The organism is Stenotrophomonas maltophilia, assembly GCF_013464915.1.
GTDB lineage: Bacteria > Pseudomonadota > Gammaproteobacteria > Xanthomonadales > Xanthomonadaceae > Stenotrophomonas > Stenotrophomonas maltophilia_AT.
This window is the reverse complement of sequence record NZ_RAVT01000005.1, coordinates 125,434-142,532: the sequence shown is the minus strand read 5'-3', so window position 1 is coordinate 142,532 and position 17,099 is coordinate 125,434. Positions and strand designations below refer to the sequence as shown.

Genomic DNA, 17,099 nt, shown 5'->3' with positions numbered 1-17,099 from the left:
GTGGGAGGGATGACTGGCAGCACGCCAGCGGGCGGGCCGGGCCATTCCGGTGCAGGTGCTGGACACGGTATGACGGCAGGCAGTATCCGCGAAAAGGGCAGGACGATGATGGCACTGGCGCTGTCCATGCTGGGCATGGCGTTTGCCGCCACCGCCGCCGAACCGGAACCTGCGCCGGTAGACCCCCCGGTGTTCGGTGCCTGGCGCAACCTGCAGACCGAGGCCGGCTACGTACCGGCCCAGCGCAACCTGGCCTTCGCCATGCTGCCGCGGGCCGCCACCCGTGGAGATCGCTTCGCCATTCTCGACCGCGAGGGCAAGCGCACGGTGTGCTGCCTGCAGGTGGCCAGTCCATCGCTGGGCGTGGCCGCGCTGCGCGAGCAGTACCACCTGCCACAGGCCTGGGTGACCGACCTGAGCAATGGCCGCAGCCCGGCGCGTCCCTATGTTCCGCACGTTTACGCGATGCAGCGGGTGGACGAACTGGCCGACTACAGCTTCGCCGATGTGCCGGGCGCCTACAGCGACCTGGGCGGGCTGTTGATTCCGGAAGGTGCCGCGCTGGAGGCCGATGGCAGCGCCCTGCGCCTGGGCGACACCCGCTACCCGCTGCATTTCCAGCGCCAGCCGCATGCCGACGACGATGGTGCGCTGGACCGCTACACCCTGCAGACAGGCGAGGGCGCCGCTCCGATCGTGGTTGAAGTGCCGTTCGGCACCTACTGATTGCAGCACTGCACTGGCTAGAATGCAGCGCGGCGCCGTCTGCCGTGCCTGTTCCGTGAGCCGTTGCCGTGTCCCTGCGCCCCTTCCTGTTGCCATCCCTGCTGCTGTTGTCCGCCTGTGCCAGCGCGCCGCCGCCGCCGCCGCCGGCCCATTCCGATGCGCTGTGGCGGTTGATCGAACGTGACTGCCGTGGCGCCGAAGGCCCGCGGGGTGATTGCCTGCGGGTGGAGGCAGCGGCGGACCGTCGCGATGTGCTGGTCAAGGATGCGCATGGTGACTACCAGTTCCTGCTGATGCCGCTGGACAAGGTCAGCGGGATCGAGAACCGGGCCCTGTACCAGCGCGGTGCGCCGAATTACTTTGCCGCAGCCTGGCAGGCCCGCAGCCATACCGAGCGGGCCCTTGGCCAGCCGCTGCCACGCAGCGTCGCCAGCCTGGCGCTGAATTCACCGCATGGCCGCTCGCAGCACCAGCTGCATATCCATGTCGACTGCCTGCGCGCCGATGTGCTGCAGGCCCTGGATGCACATGCCGGTGCCCTGGGCACCCGGTGGACGCCACTGCCGGTGCTGCTGCGCGGCCATCAGTACCAGGCCCGGCTGCTGCCGGGTGCAGCGTTGACTGCCAATCCGCTCAACCTGCTCGCCTATGACCTGAGCGGCGTGGGCGATGTCGGCCAATGGAGCCTGGTGGTGGCTGGCCGGGACAACGTGCAGGCTGGCCCTGGCTTCATCCTGCTCGCCACCCGCGTCGACGCAGGCAGCGGCAACGAGGCCAGCGGCGAAGAGCTGCAGGACCATGCCTGCACGGTCCTGACCGGTGCCCGCGATGCGATGGAGCGGGTGCGCTAATCCCCCGCCTGGTGCTGGCTGCGCCAGATCGGTGCGGTCAGCGCCAGCAGCTGGCGATCCTGCCAGCCATCCAGCCCAAAATGTTGATCGCGCAGTACGCCTTCCTGCTCGAAGCCCCGCGTTCGCAATGCCTGGGTGAACGGCGCGTTGCAGTCCGGCGGCAGCATCACGAACAGGCGGTGCAGGCCGACATCCTCGAACAGGAACGGGCACAGGGCCTGCAGCATCGCATCGGTGTGTGCATGCCAATGCTGCAGTGACAGCAGCTCGGCACAGCGCGAGTGCAGCGAATGCAGGCGGACGTGCAACTGGTCCAGCACGATGCCGTGCTGGTCATCGAAGACACCCAGCATCAGCTGGTCGTTGTCCTGCTCAAGGCGCGAGCGGTGCATGTGGGCGAGGAAACGTGCTTCTTCGTCGATGCCCGAGTGAAGATGCCGACCGCGCCGGCGTCGGTCGTCGAACAGGCGCCAGGCCGGCAGGTCGGCCCGCTGGAACGGGCGCAGCGTGACCGGTGCCACCTGCAGCTGCAGCAGGTGGCGGCGCGACACAGGGCGCAAAGGGGTAAGGCGGGGTGCGGGGTTCGGGGTCATCATCCCCGGAACGATGGCAATGCCCGGTTCGCCAGACCATTCAAAAGATTGCAAAAACGCGACGATCACCGGGCGGAGCCTGATTCGGTTCAGGCATAAGTCCATCAGGGCTGGTCATTTCCGTTGAAACCACCCATTCAGGACACTTTCGTTACGGGATCGTTATGCGCCGCTCAGGCCGCTGCTCCCGTACCACCACCCACTCCCCCAGGAAGCCCATGTCCGCCTCTCACAAGGCGCTGCGCCCGCGTCCGCTGGTGCTCGCGCTGTCGTCCCTGATGCTGGTCTCGTTGCCGGCCTTCGCGCAGGAAAGCGCACCCACCTCGTTGCAGGAAGTGAAGGTCACCGGCTCGCGCATTCCGCGCGCCAGCGTCGAAGGGCCGTCTCCGGTGACCGTGATCAGCCGCGAGCAGATCGACGCGCAGGGCTACCGCAATGCGTTCGACGCGCTGAGCGCCCTGACCGAAAACACCGGCAACGTGCAGGGCGAGGACTTCGGCAACACCTTCACTCCGGCGGCCAACACCATCAACCTGCGCGGACTTGGCCCGAACCGCACGCTGGTGCTGGTCAACGGACGCCGCCAGGCCGACTACCCGTTGGCCTACGAGGGCTCGGTGAACGTGGTCAACCTGGCCAACATTCCCAGCGCCCTGATCGAGCGCATCGAGGTGCTGGCTGCCGGCGCCTCGGCGGTGTACGGCTCGGATGCCATTGCCGGTGTGGTCAACATCATTCTCAAGGACCGCTTTGAAGGGGTGGACGTGAACGTGCGCGCCGGCGGCACCCAGCAGGGCGGTGGCGACAACCAGCGCGCGCAGGTGGTCGGTGGTAGTTCCGGCGAGCGTTGGGATGCCCTGTTCGGCTTCGAGTTCGACGTGCGCAAGGCGATCCATGCGCGGCAGCGCGACTTCATGGATTCGCTGGAGGATGATCCGGCCGGCAAGGCGCCGCAGGCGACCGCGATCGCCTATCGCCGCAACGCCGCCACCGGTCGCAACATCGATCCGGGCGTCGATGGCTGCGACGCGGCGTCGGACATCTATGGCGGCAGCGTGTTCCGCGCCTTCAATCCGCGCCAGGGCTGGTACTGCGGCAGCAATGAGGCCGCCGCCAGCTACTGGACGGTGCAGACCGAGAAGCGCAACCTCAACGGCTACGGCCTGCTGACCTTCCACGTCAACGACAGCACCGACCTGTTCGCCGATCTTGCCGTGGGCAGCGCACGCATCACCAACAACACCCGTGCGCCCACCTGGACCTCGGCCCGCAACTACTTCTACAACCAGACCACCGGCAACCTGGAAAGCTGGTACCGCCGCTTTGCGCCCGAGGAAGTCGGCGGCCTGCCGCGCAATGCCAACCGTTTCCTGGAAAACTCCTGGTCGTTCAACGTCGGCGCGCGCGGCCAGATCGGTGACAGTGGCTGGGATTATGAAGTGGTCTACAGCCGCTCCCGCTACGAGAACCGCACCCGTCGCCCGGTGCTGCTGGCCGGCATCAACGAGTACCTGCTTGGCCCGAAGCTGGGCGTGCGCAATGGCGTAGAGGTCTATGCGCCGGACCCGGCCCGCCTGTTCCAGCCGCTGAACCCGACCGAGTACCAGGGCCTGTCCGGCTACCAGGAGAGCCGCAACGCGGCGTGGCTGCAGACTTTCAGCGCCAGCGTCAACGGCCGGCTGTTCGCACTGCCCGGTGGCGACGCCGCGCTGGCCGCCGTGGTCGAGGCCGGCAGCCAGGGTTACCGCAATCGCCCGGACCCGCGCCTGGGTACCGGCGAGTTCTGGAACACCAGCGCCGGTATCGGTGCCGGTGGTGAGCGCGACCGCTATGCCGCTGGCGTGGAGCTGCAGCTGCCGTTGCTGCAGTCGCTGACCACCACTCTGGCCGGTCGCTATGACCAGTACCGTGCCGGCGGCGAGCACATCGGCAAGGCAACCTGGAGCTTCGGCGTCGAGTTCCGCCCGTTCGAGAGCCTGTTGATCCGTGGTACGGCTGCCACCAGCTTCCGGGCGCCGGATATGAACTACGTGTTCGCGACCGAGACCCGCGGCTACAACCCGGGCATGACCGACTACTGGCGCTGCCGGACTGCTGGCCAGTCGTACGACAACTGCGACTACAACGGCCTGTCGATCGACTACAGCAACCGTGCCAACGCGCAGCTGCAGCCGGAATCGGCCAAGTCCTATGGGTTCGGCGTGGTCTGGTCGCCGCTGGCCGGCCTGGACTTCAGTGCCGACTATTACGACATCCGCATCGACAACGAGGTGACCAGCCTGGATACCAGCCGCATCCTGCGAGACGAGGCCGATTGCCGGCTGGGAAAGACGCTGGGCGGCGAGGCGCGTGATATCGGTTCACCGCTGTGCCAGGACGCGCTGTCGCGTGTGATCCGCAACCCGTCCAATGCCACGGTGCAGCCGGACCAGGTCACCCGTGTGCTGATCAACCCGATCAACGCCGCCTCTGAATCGGTTCGCGGGCTGGACCTGAAGGGAAACTGGCGTTTCGATGCCGGCCGTTATGGCCGCTTCACCACGCGCCTGGCCTATACGGTGGTGCTGGAGCATAAATACCGGCAGTTCACCGACGACCCCGAGCGTGACATCCGCAATTCGCTGGATGTCTACCAGTGGCGCAGCAAGGCCAACGGCAGCATCACCTGGAACCAGGGTGACTGGACCACCACCCTGTACGGCAATCGTTTCGGCTCGCTGCCGAAGACCGATGGCAGTGGCCGCATCGCGCCGTACATGACCTACAACGCCAGCGTCTTCCGCCAGTTCGGCGAGAACCTGTCGGTGGGCGTGATCGTCAACAACCTGCGTGACAGCCGCCCGCCGGCGGACAAGAACGGAGGCGGCTGGCCGTTCTACCCGGTCGGCAACTACGACCCGTACGGCCGCCAGTACTGGGTGCAACTGGATTACCGGTTCCGCTGATCCGGCAGGCGAACGAAAGGCCCGGCAATGCCGGGCTTTTCGTCGGGATCCCAGCGCTCAGGCAATCAGGTCTTCCTCAATTTCCCCTACGATCACCTGGAACCGGTTGGCATCATCCTGGGAATTGCCGCCAACCTGCATCTGGTAGCAGGCAGGAAGACGCGACGGGCAGCTGCTGAAATGGTCGATGCAGACATATTCACCCCGGGTGATCAGTTGTTGGAGATCTTCCGGTGACAACTCGCGCCGGCCGACGGTGGTGCCGTCCTCGGCCTGGGCGGTCAGCACCAGCGACTCGAGATCATCGGCAGAGCCGATTTCTGCGCCCAACCGCTTGACCTGTACCTGAAAGACACGTCGGCAGATCAGTTTGTCCAGCCAGTGCTGCTCATCCGTCGCGAAATGAGCATTGTCAGGCTCGGTTGCACGTGTCGCCTCCTCGTGCACGCCCCGGTGAGCAAAGCTCAACCCGGCGTAGCGCTCGTACTGTTGCAGGGAGCGCTTGCAGCCGAGCCCGTGCATGGCCAGTGCGGTCGCATCTCCTGATCCGGCTGCTGCAAGCATGCTCACTGCCTTGCCCGACGCCGTCAGCGAGCGATCAAAGGCACTGGCTTCGATTTCCCCGCGTGACCGGCGCTCGTCGGAGTGATCATCCCACACCCTGTTCGCATCCGAGTTGTACTGGTGCCACAGCAGCGGCCGATGGGGGTGGAAGAAGTCGTAGCCATGTGTATAAGCCCTGACCGCCATGACGATCTCTTCCGTCGAGAAGAAATGGTCTGCATCGTTCATGACTTCCCGCACGAACTCCCCGTCGGAGAACAGGAACCCGCCACTGATGAATCGAGCTCGCATCGGTTCGTGGCGTACGGGATCCTGGGGCATGCGCACTGCCTTGTAGCTGACCACACCTACACTATTGAAGCCGCGGACCAGCATCTGACCAACATGGTTCTGCCGGGTATCGGGATAGCTCTCGGGTTGAAACGCGGGCGGGTATCCGGTCAGCAGCGGTTTGCATGAACGTGCACGCAGGGATTCGAGCATCTCCACCAGTAAACCGTCCCATGCATCCGAGAAACGGTGGTGCGAGTCGATCTGCAGGTTGTAGCGCTCGTCGCGATAGCGCTCCTGCGCCAGCCTTCGTGCCCAGCCACAGCCGCGGGCATGCATGAAGCCCACCTCGATCAGTTCAACTTCGGCCTCGTTCAGGCGCAGGCGATGAATCGGATGCTGATCGCCGATGCAGCTCGATTCCAGCTGGAAGCCCGCAGCCAGGAAATCCTGAAGGGTTGCTTCATCACCATGCTGCCAGCACACCACCACGTGAAGTGCGGCCGGCGCGGCCGCGCGCCGCACGAGATCGATGAGTGTTGGAATCAGTTGCGGATCGCGATAACTGGGTATCTGGACGAACAGGCTTGCTGGAAGATCCATCTTCGATTTTCTCGGGTCGGTCAGGCAAGGAAATGCGAATGACCGACATCATGCACGACGCATGGGGCGCATTGGAAACACAATTATCGAAAGTATTATCGAGATGCATGTTTCGATATCGGGCCTGATGAAATCGAAAGAATCATCCGCAGGTTTATTTGTATTCCATTGATGGTTTCCGATTCGCATTTATGTAATTGACCGTCGCATTAACCGCTGCTAGTTTTCGGCTGCTGGAGTGACCCAGCATTGCAGACTGCCAGAGTCAAGGAGAGATCAATGAAGGCAAGCCTCATCGTAAGTCCGATCCTGTTGGGTGGACTCGCCATGGCCAGTGGAACGGCATCGGCGGGAGATTCGGTAACCGTCGGTGGCGCGCGCTATACCTGCACGTCAAGGTGTGTCGTGCAGAACACTGGCAACGGTGGCTACACCATAACGGATTGTTGTGGCGGGCGCGTAACCCGCGTGGTCCGCACGCCTCCGCCCGAAGAGTAACTGCAGCCTGCGCGACAGGTAGTACCGGTTTGAATCCGGCCTCTACGGGGGCCGGACAACGAGCGTGAAGGAGGAATGGAACATGGATGCACGGGTACTTTTGATCACGATGGCAGCAGTATTTGTAACGGGGTGCGCGCAGGATGATGTGGCAGCGGGTGGAGCCGCACGGGCGAACGCCGGATCGTCATCTGCCGCCGTACGCAACGCGGCCAGTGGCCAGGGCAGTGGCCAGGAAGTGGCGCCTGCAACGGCTGCGAGCGCACGCGGAACGATTCCGTCATCTGCTGGCGGAGGCATGTCCGCAGGGGATTCGCCTTATCTGGCTGCAGAAAGTGTATTGATGCAGGACGGTGCACTGTCCGTGGAGCAAAGCGATGCCATCCTCACATCGGACAAGGTTTTCGAAAAGACAGTCCGGGCATTTGCCGATGATGCCGGGAAGCGTCCTGAAGCGCAGGACCTGACCGCCCACTACAGGCAGGCGATTGCACGCAGCCTCGGAAAGGACGAATCCCTGGGTGAATTTGCGTGTGGATACAGCCTGTGCATCGGTTCGGTGCGTATCGGATCGGCTGAAGAGTACGAAGCCTGGACCGAAAAGTTTGGATTGGACACTGCTGCGCCCACCTACAGTTTCTCGGGCCTGAGCAAGAAGCTCGACCAGCGGAACCATGAGGGAAGGTTCGTGTTTTCCACCGATCCTGCTGCCCGTTCGATGATCGCCAACCAATAGGCTGGCATGGTTGGGCAGCGCCCGCACCTGGGCCGGCGCTGCCTCGATCAGGGCAACACTTGCACCAGGTACGACTCGATGACGTAGCTGAAAGGCTGCTGCTGGCGGTCGCGCAGCAGGGCGCGCACTTCCAGGATCACGCCGTGGTCGCCTTCGCCACGTGGCGGCCAGAACGTCTGGTCGGCCAGGGTCTGGCGTTGGAAGCCGAGCGGACCGACCACGCGACCGAAGGGTTCATCGGTGCTGTCCAGCACCTGGTTCATGGCCGGGCTGAGATGGCCGGGCAGGTACCAGTTGTCCGCCTCGGACAGCACGCGGCTGCCGCAGACCAGCTGCACGCGGCGATAGCGCAGTTCGGCGCCGGGTGCTGCAGCCAGTGCCTGCAGTACGTCGGCCGGGGCCGGTTTGTCGTGGCCGTGTATGCGCACCGCGCGTACACGAGCCTGTTCAGCCAGGCCATGTTCGGCGCACCAGTGTTCCAGCGTGGCGGTGGCGCTCTGCCCGGACAGCACGCGCTGGTGCAGGCGTTCGACCAGCGCCGCCGGAGCGATGCGCTGTTGGCCCGGCGGCGACTGCAGCGGCGCGGCAGCCGCTGCATCGGTGGCGGACAGGCTGGCGATCGGGGCGGCGGCAAGCAGGGACGCGGCCTGCCAGCGGCGGAGGCGATCGTGGCGGTCGGACGGGCCCATGCGGCATCACAGCGGAAACAGGCGCCTATGGTACCCGTTCAGGGGTGTGTACGGCGTAGCTGCGGCCGGTGGTCGCAGCGGCATCGATCGTTCTGGTGAATGCATGCCATCCAGATATTTCGTTGGTTGATGGCTGTGGTGAGGCGCACGATGGCGCCCATATTGGCTTTCCGGGAGCTCCCGATGACCCTCCAGTTTGTCCATGGCGGTGTCGACCGCAACGGTGCGCCGCTGCATTTCCATATCCGTGATGGTCGCATCAGCGGCCTCAATGGCGATGCCGTGCCGGCCGAGGGGGCTGACCGCATCGACCTGCAGGGCTTTGCGGTGCTCCCGGGGTTGGTGGATGGCCATATCCACCTGGACAAGAGCTTTGTCGGCGATCGCTGGCATCCGCACCAGCCGGTAAACAGCCTGCGTGAACGGCTGGCGGTGGAAAAGGCAGCGGTGGCCGGCGCAGCACCGATGGTGGATCGCGCCGAAGCCTTGATCCGCCAGTGCAGCGGCTTCGGCACGGTGGCGATGCGCTGCCATGTGGATATCGATGGCAGCACCGGCCTGCGCCACCTTGAGGCAGTACGCGAGGCTGCACTGCGCTGCGCCGACATCATGCGCATCCAGCTGGTGGCATTCCCGCAGGCGGGTGTGATGTCCTGTGCGGGCACCGCGGCTGTGCTGGAGCAGGCTCTTGCCGCCGGCGTGGAAGTGCTGGGCGGCATCGATCCGACGACCCTGGACGGCGACGCCGAAGGCCAGCTGGCACTGCTGTTCGGCCTGGCCGAACGCTACGGCGCGCTGCTGGACATCCATCTGCATGAGCCCGGCGAAACCGGTCTGGCCCAGCTGCTGCGCATCGCCGCGCGTACCCGGGCTGCCGGTCTGCAGGGGCGCGTAGCGGTCAGCCATGCGTATTCGCTGGGCGAGGTGCCGCTGGCGCGTGCGCTGCAGGTGGGCGAAGCGCTGGCCACGGCCGGCGTGGCGATCATGAGCAATGCACCCGGCGATCATCCGTTCCCGCCGCTGCGTGCGCTGCATGATGCCGGTGTGCGCGTGTTCGCAGGCAACGACAACATCCGCGACTGCTGGTGGCCCTATGGCAATGGCGACCTGCTGCAGCGGGCGATGCTGCTCGGCTATCGCTCGGGTTTCTACACCGATGCCGACCTGATGCTGGCGCTGGACATGGTCACCACCCATGCCGCGCAGGTGATCGGTCTGCCGCGCTACGGTCTTGCCGAAGGCCTGCCGGCCACGTTCGTGGCGGTGCGCGCCGACCACGGCCCGGCCGCGGTGGCAGCGGTGCCGCTGGAGCGACGCGTGGTGGTCGACGGCCGCTGGCTGTAGATCCACGCCATGCGTGGATGGCACCATCGCGTGGTCTCATTCATCCACGCACGGCGTGGATCTACCCCGATGGGCCGTCAGGCGTAATCGTCGGCGCGGGTGGCGACGAATTCCTCAAGCCACGCCAGCAGGTGGGCGATGTCGATGATCTCGCCCTGTTCGATGCGCTTGAGCAGCAGCGTGCTGGCGCCGATCTGCAGGCTGCTGTCGGCATAGCGCAGCACCGCGTCGATGCCCCAGGCATCGGTGACCTGCATCCATGCCAGGCCCGGCACGCGCTGGGCCAGGGTGTCACCGAACGCCACGCCCAGCGCTTCCCAGCCATCACAGTCGTCACGATCGATCAGCTCGGCATCGATCACGCGCTGCAGGGTGGTGGCCGCCAGCGGCCACTGTACCGGCAACGTCGGGAATCCGGCGGCCACGCGCGCGGCGATCAGCGAACGCTGGTGCTGCAGGTGCGTCTGCAGCGCCGCAGGCAGGGGATCGAAGCGGGTCGGGGTTGCGTCGGACATGGCAAGGCGCCGTGGAGCACGGAGACAGCACGCACTCTAGCCGGAGAGGGAAGCCCCCGCGCGGCCGCTCTGATCAGATTCCGATGACGAATGCGCGAGTTGCATCCACGCATGGCGTGGATCCACCGTGCTCAATCCGGTTCGCGCTGCACCTGCCGCCACAGCTCGCTGGCCAGCGCACGCACCGCGTCATCAGCGTCGGCGCGATGCAGGAGGCCGATCTCGTAGTTGTCGATCACCGGCAGGCCATGCTCGCCATCGATGATGCGGTGCTCGCGGGTGACCGCACGGCGCGGCAGCAGGCTGATGCCGATGCCGTCGGCGACGGCGCCCTGGATGCCGCTCAGCGACGAGCTGGTGAAGGCGATGCGCCAGCGCAGGCCCAACGCTTCCACGGCGTGGATCATCTCGTCGCGGTACAGCCCGCGCGGCGGGAACGTGACCAGCGGCAGCGGATCCTGTTGCAGGCAGCTGCTGCGCAGGCTGTCGATCCAGTGCATCGGCTCGCGGCGGCAGTGCACCGCCTGGCGGCTGTTGCGCCGCTGCTTGACCAGCACAAGATCCAGTTCGCCGTGGTCGAAGCCGTGCGCCAGGTCGCGGCTTAGGCCGCTGCTGATCTCCAGCTTCACCTGCGGGTGGCGGCGGCTGAAGGCGGCCAGCATGCGTGTGGTCTGCGGGTTGACGAAGTCCTCCGGCACGCCGATTCTCACGGCGGTTTCCACCGTAGCCCCGGCCAGGGCCTGGGCCATTTCGTCGTTCAGATCCAGCATCCGCCGCGCGTAACCGAGCAGGGTATGGCCGGCGTCGGTGGGATGCACGTCGCGGTGGCCGCGTTCAAGCAGACGGTGTCCGGCCATCTCTTCCAGCCGTCGCACCTTCTGGCTGACCGTGGACTGGGTTGAATGCAGGCGCGTAGCCGCAGTGGTGAAGCTGCCGCAGTCGGCCACCATCACCAGCGCCCGAAGCAGGTCCAGCTCGAACAGGGTTCTATTCGATTTGGCACTGTCTTGCATTTGAACATTTCACTTCTGGATGCCCGGGGGGACTTCTACCATGCAGGGCAGGAGCCGGCAATGCCCGGCTGTTGCTACCGTCACGCGGCGCTCCGTGGCGACGGACATGAGGAGACACTGCCATGCGCTTCCGTTGTTCCCTTCGCTGGCCCGCGCCTCTGGCGGGCATGCTGCTGCTGTGCCTTCTGGCCATGGTCACCCCTGCCTGCACTGCGACCCCCAAGGCTGATGGGGGTGCGCGCCTGCGTGATGCCGCCAGCCGTGGCGACGCCGATGCCGTACGCGAGGCGATCGAGCAGGGGGCCGATCTGGAGGCGCGCGATGGCCAGGGCCGCACCGCGCTGCTGCTGGCCACGCACGGCAACAACGTGGATGCCGCGCGTGAACTGATCGAAGCCGGTGCCGACGTCAACGCCAAGGATGCTCTGCAGGACAGCGCCTACCTGTATGCCGGTGCGCGCGGCCTGGACGAGATCCTGGCGATGACCCTGGCGCACGGCGCCGATCTGCGCAGCACCAACCGCTATGGCGGAACCGCGCTGATTCCCGCCGCCGAGCGCGGCCATGTCGCCACCGTGCGCACCCTGCTGCGGGCCGGTGTGGCGGTGGACCATGTCAACCGCCTGCATTGGACCGCGCTGCTGGAAGCGATCCTGCTCGGCGACGGCGGTGCGCGCCATGTACAGATTGTGCAGCTGCTGCTGGAGGCCGGTGCCGACCCGGAGCTGGCCGATGGCGATGGTGTTACACCGCTGGCCCATGCCCGTCAGCGCGGCCATGCCGACATTGAAACCCTGCTGCGCCAGCACGGCGCGACGCGCTGATACAGCGCCCCTTCCACCCCGCACGCTGGTCGTGCCCACCAGGATGCTGTCCATGTTCCGTTCCCGTCCGTTGTCCCTTGCCATCCTTCTTGCGGTGGCACCGCTGCCGGCTTCCGCCGCCGAGCGTGCTGACCTGTTGATCCGCAACGCCACCGTGGTCGATGTCGAGCACGCCAGCACCCTGGCTGGGCAGAGTGTGGTGATCCGTGGCGAGGACATCGTCGCGGTCGGCCCGGACGCGCAGCTGCGCAGCCAGTGGAGTGCTGCCCGCCAGATCGACGCCAAGGGCAAGTACCTGATCCCCGGTCTGTGGGACATGCACGTGCACTTCGGCGGCGGCCCGGCGCTGATCGAGGAGAACAAGGCGCTGCTGCCGCTGTACATCGCGCACGGCATCACCACCGTGCGCGACTGTTCCGGCGACCTGCCCGAACAGGTGCTGCAGTGGCGCGGCGAGATCGCCAAGGGCACGTTGTTCGGCCCGCGCCTGCTCAGTTCGGGTGCGAAGATCGAAGGCATCAAGCCGGTCTGGAAGGGGACGATCGAGGTGGGCAGCGAGGCCGACGTCGACAAGGCCATCACCCGCCTGCAGCACGACAAGGTCGATTTCGTGAAGATCACCGACAGCACGCTGAAGCCGGAGCTGTTCCTGTACTCGGCCAGCGCGGCGCGCAAGGCGGGCTTCAAGGCCTCGGGCCATATTCCGATGGCGCTGACCGTGGAGCAGGCGGTCGATGCCGGCCTGGCCTCGATCGAGCATCTGGACTACGCGTTCAAGGCCGGCAGCAAGGACGAGGCGCAGATCGCCGCCGACTTCGGTGCCGGCCGCATCGACCGCGCCGAAGCCAACCGCCGCCTCGATGCCAGCTTCGACCGTGGTACCGCGATGCACGCCTACCGTGATTTCGCCAGGCGCGGTGTGTTCGTGACTCCGACCCTCAACGGTGGCCGCATCCTGGATTTCCTTGACCAGGACGACCATGCCAACGATCCGTACCTGGCCTACATCGGTCCGGGCCTGCGCGCGACCTACCAGTGGCGCGTGGACCGTGCAGCGAAGGCGACGCCGGCACAGATCGAGGCGCGACACGCGCAGTACCACCAGGTGGCGGCGGTGCTGCCGCTGCTGCAGGAAGCGGGTGTGACGATCATTGCCGGCACCGATGCGGGCTTCCTCAATTCGTTCAACTTCCCGGGCATCGCGCTGCACCAGGAACTGCAGTTGTTCGTGAAGGAGGGGCTGAGCGCGCCGCAGGCATTGTCGGCGGCAACCCGTTCCGGACCGGCCTGGTTCGGCCAGATGGACCGCTATGGTGGTGTCGCGCAGGGCAAGGCCGCCGATCTGGTGCTGCTGGCCGCCAACCCGCTGCAGGACATCGCGGCCACTGAAAAGATCGACAGCGTGATCCTGCGCGGCAACGTGTATGACCGTGCCGCGCTGGACAGGATGCTGGCTGATACCAAGGCCAAGGTCGCGGCGTGGAATGCAGAGGCGGCGAAAGCTGACTGATTGCGGGGTTGGACGGAATCCACGCATGGCGTGGATCTACCGACAGCTGGTCAGCACGGATCCACGCCATGCGTGGATGATCCCCTTGCTTCCGGCACGGTAAGGATGGGTGCCGGACACCTAGCATGGTGTCCGGTTCCTGTTCGACGCCACACATGTCCGTTGCCCCCGCCTGCCTGCTGCCCGCCCCCGAAGCGGGGCTGTCCCTGCCACGACCGCACTGGGTGATGCTGGGCCTGTGGGGTCTGTTGATCGCAACTGCAGTGCCGGCGGTGCATCTGAGCCAGCAACCCGGTGGTGTGCTTCCGGCGGCGTTGTTCATTCTGGGCGCCGAACTGCCATGGATGCTGGCGACGCCGTTGTTGTGGGCGGCCTGCACGCGCTGGCCGCTTCCCGGACGCAGGCACCTGGTCGCGTGGTTGCTGCTGTGCCTGCTGCTGACCCCGCTGCTGACCGCGTTGGGCTGGGGCCTGGGGCACCTGCTGCTGCAACTGTGGCAACCGCAACCACCGACCTCGCTGCGCCACGCGGCACGCGCGATCGGCATTACGGCATTGTTCGCGTTGCCGACATTCATCGCTGTGGCGGGCGTCGGCCACGGACTGTCGTGGCTGCAGCGGCTGAAGGCACAGTCGCAGGCCCTCCAGCTGGCGCGCGAGGTAGCGCTGCGCCAGCATCTGCAGCACCACTTCCTGTTCAACGCACTCAATGCCATCGGTGGACTGGCGTTGCAGCGGCCGATGGTAGCGGACAGCGCGCTGGTGCAGTTGTCGTCGCTGTTGCGCGATACCCTGCAATGCCCGGCGCAGCGCGCCCTGGCCGACGAGCTGGCAGCGGCGCAGGATCATGTCGCGCTGCACTCGCTGCTGCACGACGAAGCCCTGCATCTGCACCTGCAGGCCAGTGCTGAAGCGCTGGCGTGGCAGGTGCCGGGCCTGCTGCTGCAACCGCTGATCGAAAATGCGGTGGTACACAGCGGCTGGCAACCCGGTGATGGGCGCTTGCGGATTGATCTTCAGGCTGAAGTGGGCGGTGGCGGACTGGATGTGACCGTGTGCAATCCCTGCTTGCGGCCTTCACGCGGAGGCGGCCTTGGCACTGGCCTGGTGACCCTGCAGCGTCGCCTGGCGGCGGCGGGAGGGCGGTTGCAGAGTGGGCACGAAGGGGCGTTCTATCGCGCCCGCGTGCGTCTGCCGGAGCGCGCCGCGTGACGCGCCCATTGAGCGTGCTGCTGGTGGACGATGTAGCGCTGGCACGTGATCGCCTGCGTGCGCTGATGGCGGGCATCCCGGAAGTGCGGGTCGACGCCGAGGCGGCCAGCCTGGCCGAGGCACGCCAGCACCTGCAGGGGCGGCGCTTCGACCTGCTGCTGCTGGATCTGGTGCTGCCGGATGGACGCGGCTGGGAGCTGCCGGCGCAGCAGCCGGCATTGGCTGCGCACACCCTCTTCGTGACTGCGCTGCCGCAGCATGCGTTGCGTGCCTTCGAGCTGGGTGTGGCCGACTACCTGCTCAAGCCGGTGGCACTGCCCCGGCTGCAGGAGGCGATCGGGCGGGTGCGCCGGCTGGCCGGGTTGGTCGGGCCTGGGGCGGACCGCGCAAGGACGCTGGCGGTGCCGGGAGCAGGTGGTGTGCAGTACCTGCCGCTGGCGCAGATCGATTACATCGACATGGCCGGTCACTATGCATGCGTGCACGTGGGAACACAGCTGCATCTCCTGCGCGAATCGCTGGCGCAGCTGGCCGATCGGTTGGCCGATGGCGGTCTGCTGCGCGTGCATCGCTCGGTGATGGTCAATCCGCTGCGCGTGCAGTCACTGATCGAACGTCACAACGGCGATGCGTTGCTTGAACTGGCCGGCGGCGCATGCGTGCCGGTCAGCCGAAGCTATCGATCCACCTTGGAGGCGGCGCTGGCGGCACGGGCCTGAATCACGACCGGTGCCAGCGCTGGCACGGCTCATGCCATCGGCAGCACGGCGTGCGCCGCCTGGGACAGTGCTGCGGCACCCTGCGGTTTTCCAGGCGGGAGCAGGGCATGCGCAATTGTTGGGGCTGGTTGCTGGGGGTATTGGCGCTGCCGGCGATGGCCGAGGTGCGCGTTGAAGTCCAGGATCACCAGGGGCGCGCCGACCTCGTTCCTTCGATCACGGTCGAGGGCCTGGCGGCCGCCGAGCCGGTGCAGTTGCGGTTGTCCCTGCAGGACAGCCGTGGCCAGCGCTGGCAGTCGCAGGCCCTGCTGCGTGCCGATCCGAAGGGCATCGTCGACACCGCACGCAGCGGATCGGAACGGGGCAGCTATCGCGGCATCGACGCTGCTGGCCTGATCTGGTCGATGCAGCCACAGGACGGGCGGGCCACCGCGCTGCCCTTGCAGTGGCAGCGCAGTGCCGATGGCCTGGGCTTCCGGCCGCAGTCGTTCGAACTGGAAGTGGAACGCGCCGGCAGCGTGGTGGCACGCCGTACCCTGCAACGCCACCTGATGCTGCCCGGCGTGCAGGTGCAACGGGTGGAGGTTGGCGGTCGCGAGGCGCACCTGTATCTGCCGGTGGAAAGGGCGCCTGGAACGCGTGGCCCTGCACTGGTGGCGCTGGGAGGGGCCGAAGGCGGATTCGACGGCGGTGATGCCTACGCCGCATGGTTGGCCAGCCATGGCTACGTTGCGCTGTCGGTGGCGTGGTACCGGGGGCCCGGTGTGCCGAAGGACCTGATCGAGGTGCCGTTGGAGACCGTGCGTGATGCAGTGCTCTGGCTGCAGCAGCAGCCGCGGGTGGACCCTCAGCGGGTCGGGCTGATGGGCGGCTCATGGGGCGGCATCGTAACCATGGCGACCGCCGTGCATATGCCACAACTGCGTGCTGCAGTGTCATGGGTTGGTACGCCGGCACCATTCCGCGGCATTGCCCGTGATGTCGCCCCTGCAGACTTCCGCGCCGTAGACCGCTCGCCATTGAGCTGGAACGGCATGCCGTTGCCCTGGCTGCCGTACCGGGAAGATGTGGACTGGGGGCGGCCCGGTCCGCAGTGGCAGCCGGCGTTGGAGCACGCCATGCTGCCGATCGAAAGGATCGCTGCGCGCACGTTGTGGGTGGGGGGAGGCGACGACCGCCTTGGCGATTCCGGGGTGATGCTGGCGGTGGCCCAGCGCAGGCTTGCACTGTCGGGGCGGGGTGAACGCGATCGCTTCCTGTACTACGGCGATGCGGGACACCTGATCACGCCCATCCTGCAGCCGACCACCCATCGCCACGATGTCGGCCCGTATCTGCAGGTGGGTGGAACACCTGAAGGACACGCACGCGCTGATCGCGAGGTGGGGCCGGCGGTGCTGGCGTTCCTGGCCGAGGCATTGTGACGATGCTTGGCCGGCTTCATCCACGCACGGCGCCACTCTACCGAGGGGGCAGATCCGTTCTGCG

At 66.4% G+C, this 17,099-nt stretch carries 15 protein-coding genes; 10 read left to right on the top strand and 5 right to left on the bottom strand.

Going from position 1 to position 17,099, the window contains the following annotated elements; all coding sequences use genetic code 11:
- Nucleotides 1-69: 69 nt before the first annotated feature.
- Together D7T59_RS02050 and D7T59_RS02045 are read left to right on the top strand one after the other, a co-directional pair.
- Complete coding sequence (locus D7T59_RS02050) at nt 70-726, top strand: decarboxylase (protein WP_180851155.1); 657 nt, start codon at nt 70-72, stop codon at nt 724-726.
- A gap of 68 nt (nt 727-794) precedes the next feature.
- Nucleotides 795-1,577, top strand: coding sequence for a CDP-diacylglycerol diphosphatase (locus D7T59_RS02045; RefSeq protein ID WP_180851154.1), 783 nt, complete (start codon nt 795-797; stop codon nt 1,575-1,577).
- Here D7T59_RS02045 and D7T59_RS02040 read toward each other — a convergent pair.
- Nucleotides 1,574-2,173: a GNAT family N-acetyltransferase gene (locus D7T59_RS02040; protein WP_180851153.1), complete on the bottom strand. Its 600-nt coding sequence runs from the start codon at nt 2,171-2,173 to the stop codon at nt 1,574-1,576. The genes D7T59_RS02045 and D7T59_RS02040 overlap by 4 nt on opposite strands.
- 215 nt (nt 2,174-2,388) lie before the next feature.
- Between D7T59_RS02040 and D7T59_RS02035 the strand changes: the two genes are divergently transcribed.
- Complete coding sequence (locus tag D7T59_RS02035) at nt 2,389-5,115, top strand: TonB-dependent receptor plug domain-containing protein (protein WP_180851152.1); 2,727 nt, start codon at nt 2,389-2,391, stop codon at nt 5,113-5,115.
- Nucleotides 5,116-5,172: 57 nt separating this feature from the next.
- Here D7T59_RS02035 and D7T59_RS02030 read toward each other — a convergent pair whose 3' ends face one another.
- Nucleotides 5,173-6,552 carry a GlcNAc-transferase family protein gene (locus D7T59_RS02030; protein ID WP_180851151.1) on the bottom strand — a complete coding sequence of 460 codons (1,380 nt, stop codon included), beginning with the start codon at nt 6,550-6,552 and terminating at the stop codon, nt 5,173-5,175.
- 562 nt (nt 6,553-7,114) lie between these two features.
- Between D7T59_RS02030 and D7T59_RS02025 the strand changes: the two genes are divergently transcribed.
- Nucleotides 7,115-7,786 carry a hypothetical protein gene (locus tag D7T59_RS02025; RefSeq protein WP_180851150.1) on the top strand — a complete coding sequence of 224 codons (672 nt, stop codon included), beginning with the start codon at nt 7,115-7,117 and terminating at the stop codon, nt 7,784-7,786.
- Between the two features lie 47 nt (nt 7,787-7,833).
- Here D7T59_RS02025 and D7T59_RS02020 read toward each other — a convergent pair whose 3' ends face one another.
- Entirely contained in the window at nt 7,834-8,475 is a 642-nt protein-coding gene (locus D7T59_RS02020) for a hypothetical protein (protein ID WP_164136488.1), read from the bottom strand.
- Nucleotides 8,476-8,658: 183 nt separating this feature from the next.
- Between D7T59_RS02020 and D7T59_RS02015 the strand changes: the two genes are divergently transcribed.
- Nucleotides 8,659-9,819, top strand: a complete 1,161-nt coding sequence (locus D7T59_RS02015; protein ID WP_180851149.1) for an amidohydrolase family protein — start codon at nt 8,659-8,661, stop codon at nt 9,817-9,819.
- Between the two features lie 77 nt (nt 9,820-9,896).
- On the opposite strand, the gene D7T59_RS02010 is transcribed toward D7T59_RS02015, so the two are convergent.
- A complete protein-coding gene (locus D7T59_RS02010) occupies nt 9,897-10,334 on the bottom strand; it encodes a DUF3806 domain-containing protein (protein ID WP_180851148.1) in 438 nt (145 codons plus the stop codon).
- 131 nt (nt 10,335-10,465) lie between these two features.
- Nucleotides 10,466-11,347: a LysR substrate-binding domain-containing protein gene (locus tag D7T59_RS02005; RefSeq protein ID WP_180851147.1), complete on the bottom strand. Its 882-nt coding sequence runs from the start codon at nt 11,345-11,347 to the stop codon at nt 10,466-10,468.
- A gap of 122 nt (nt 11,348-11,469) precedes the next feature.
- On the opposite strand from D7T59_RS02005, the gene D7T59_RS02000 reads away from it, so the two are divergent.
- The 5 genes from D7T59_RS02000 (at nt 11,470) to D7T59_RS01980 (ending at nt 17,035) form a co-directional block, all read left to right on the top strand.
- Nucleotides 11,470-12,171 (top strand): ankyrin repeat domain-containing protein, encoded by a 702-nt coding sequence (locus D7T59_RS02000; RefSeq protein WP_180851146.1) that lies wholly within the window; start codon nt 11,470-11,472, stop codon nt 12,169-12,171.
- A gap of 52 nt (nt 12,172-12,223) precedes the next feature.
- Nucleotides 12,224-13,681 (top strand): amidohydrolase family protein, encoded by a 1,458-nt coding sequence (locus D7T59_RS01995; RefSeq protein ID WP_180851145.1) that lies wholly within the window; start codon nt 12,224-12,226, stop codon nt 13,679-13,681.
- A 155-nt stretch (nt 13,682-13,836) separates the two neighbouring features.
- A complete protein-coding gene (locus D7T59_RS01990) occupies nt 13,837-14,892 on the top strand; it encodes a sensor histidine kinase (protein ID WP_258012930.1) in 1,056 nt (351 codons plus the stop codon).
- Nucleotides 14,889-15,611: a LytR/AlgR family response regulator transcription factor gene (locus D7T59_RS01985; RefSeq protein ID WP_164136496.1), complete on the top strand. Its 723-nt coding sequence runs from the start codon at nt 14,889-14,891 to the stop codon at nt 15,609-15,611. The genes D7T59_RS01990 and D7T59_RS01985 overlap by 4 nt, the downstream gene beginning before the upstream one ends.
- A 107-nt stretch (nt 15,612-15,718) precedes the next feature.
- Complete coding sequence (locus tag D7T59_RS01980; RefSeq protein ID WP_180851143.1) at nt 15,719-17,035, top strand: acyl-CoA thioesterase/bile acid-CoA:amino acid N-acyltransferase family protein; 1,317 nt, start codon at nt 15,719-15,721, stop codon at nt 17,033-17,035.
- Nucleotides 17,036-17,099 lie beyond the last annotated feature (64 nt).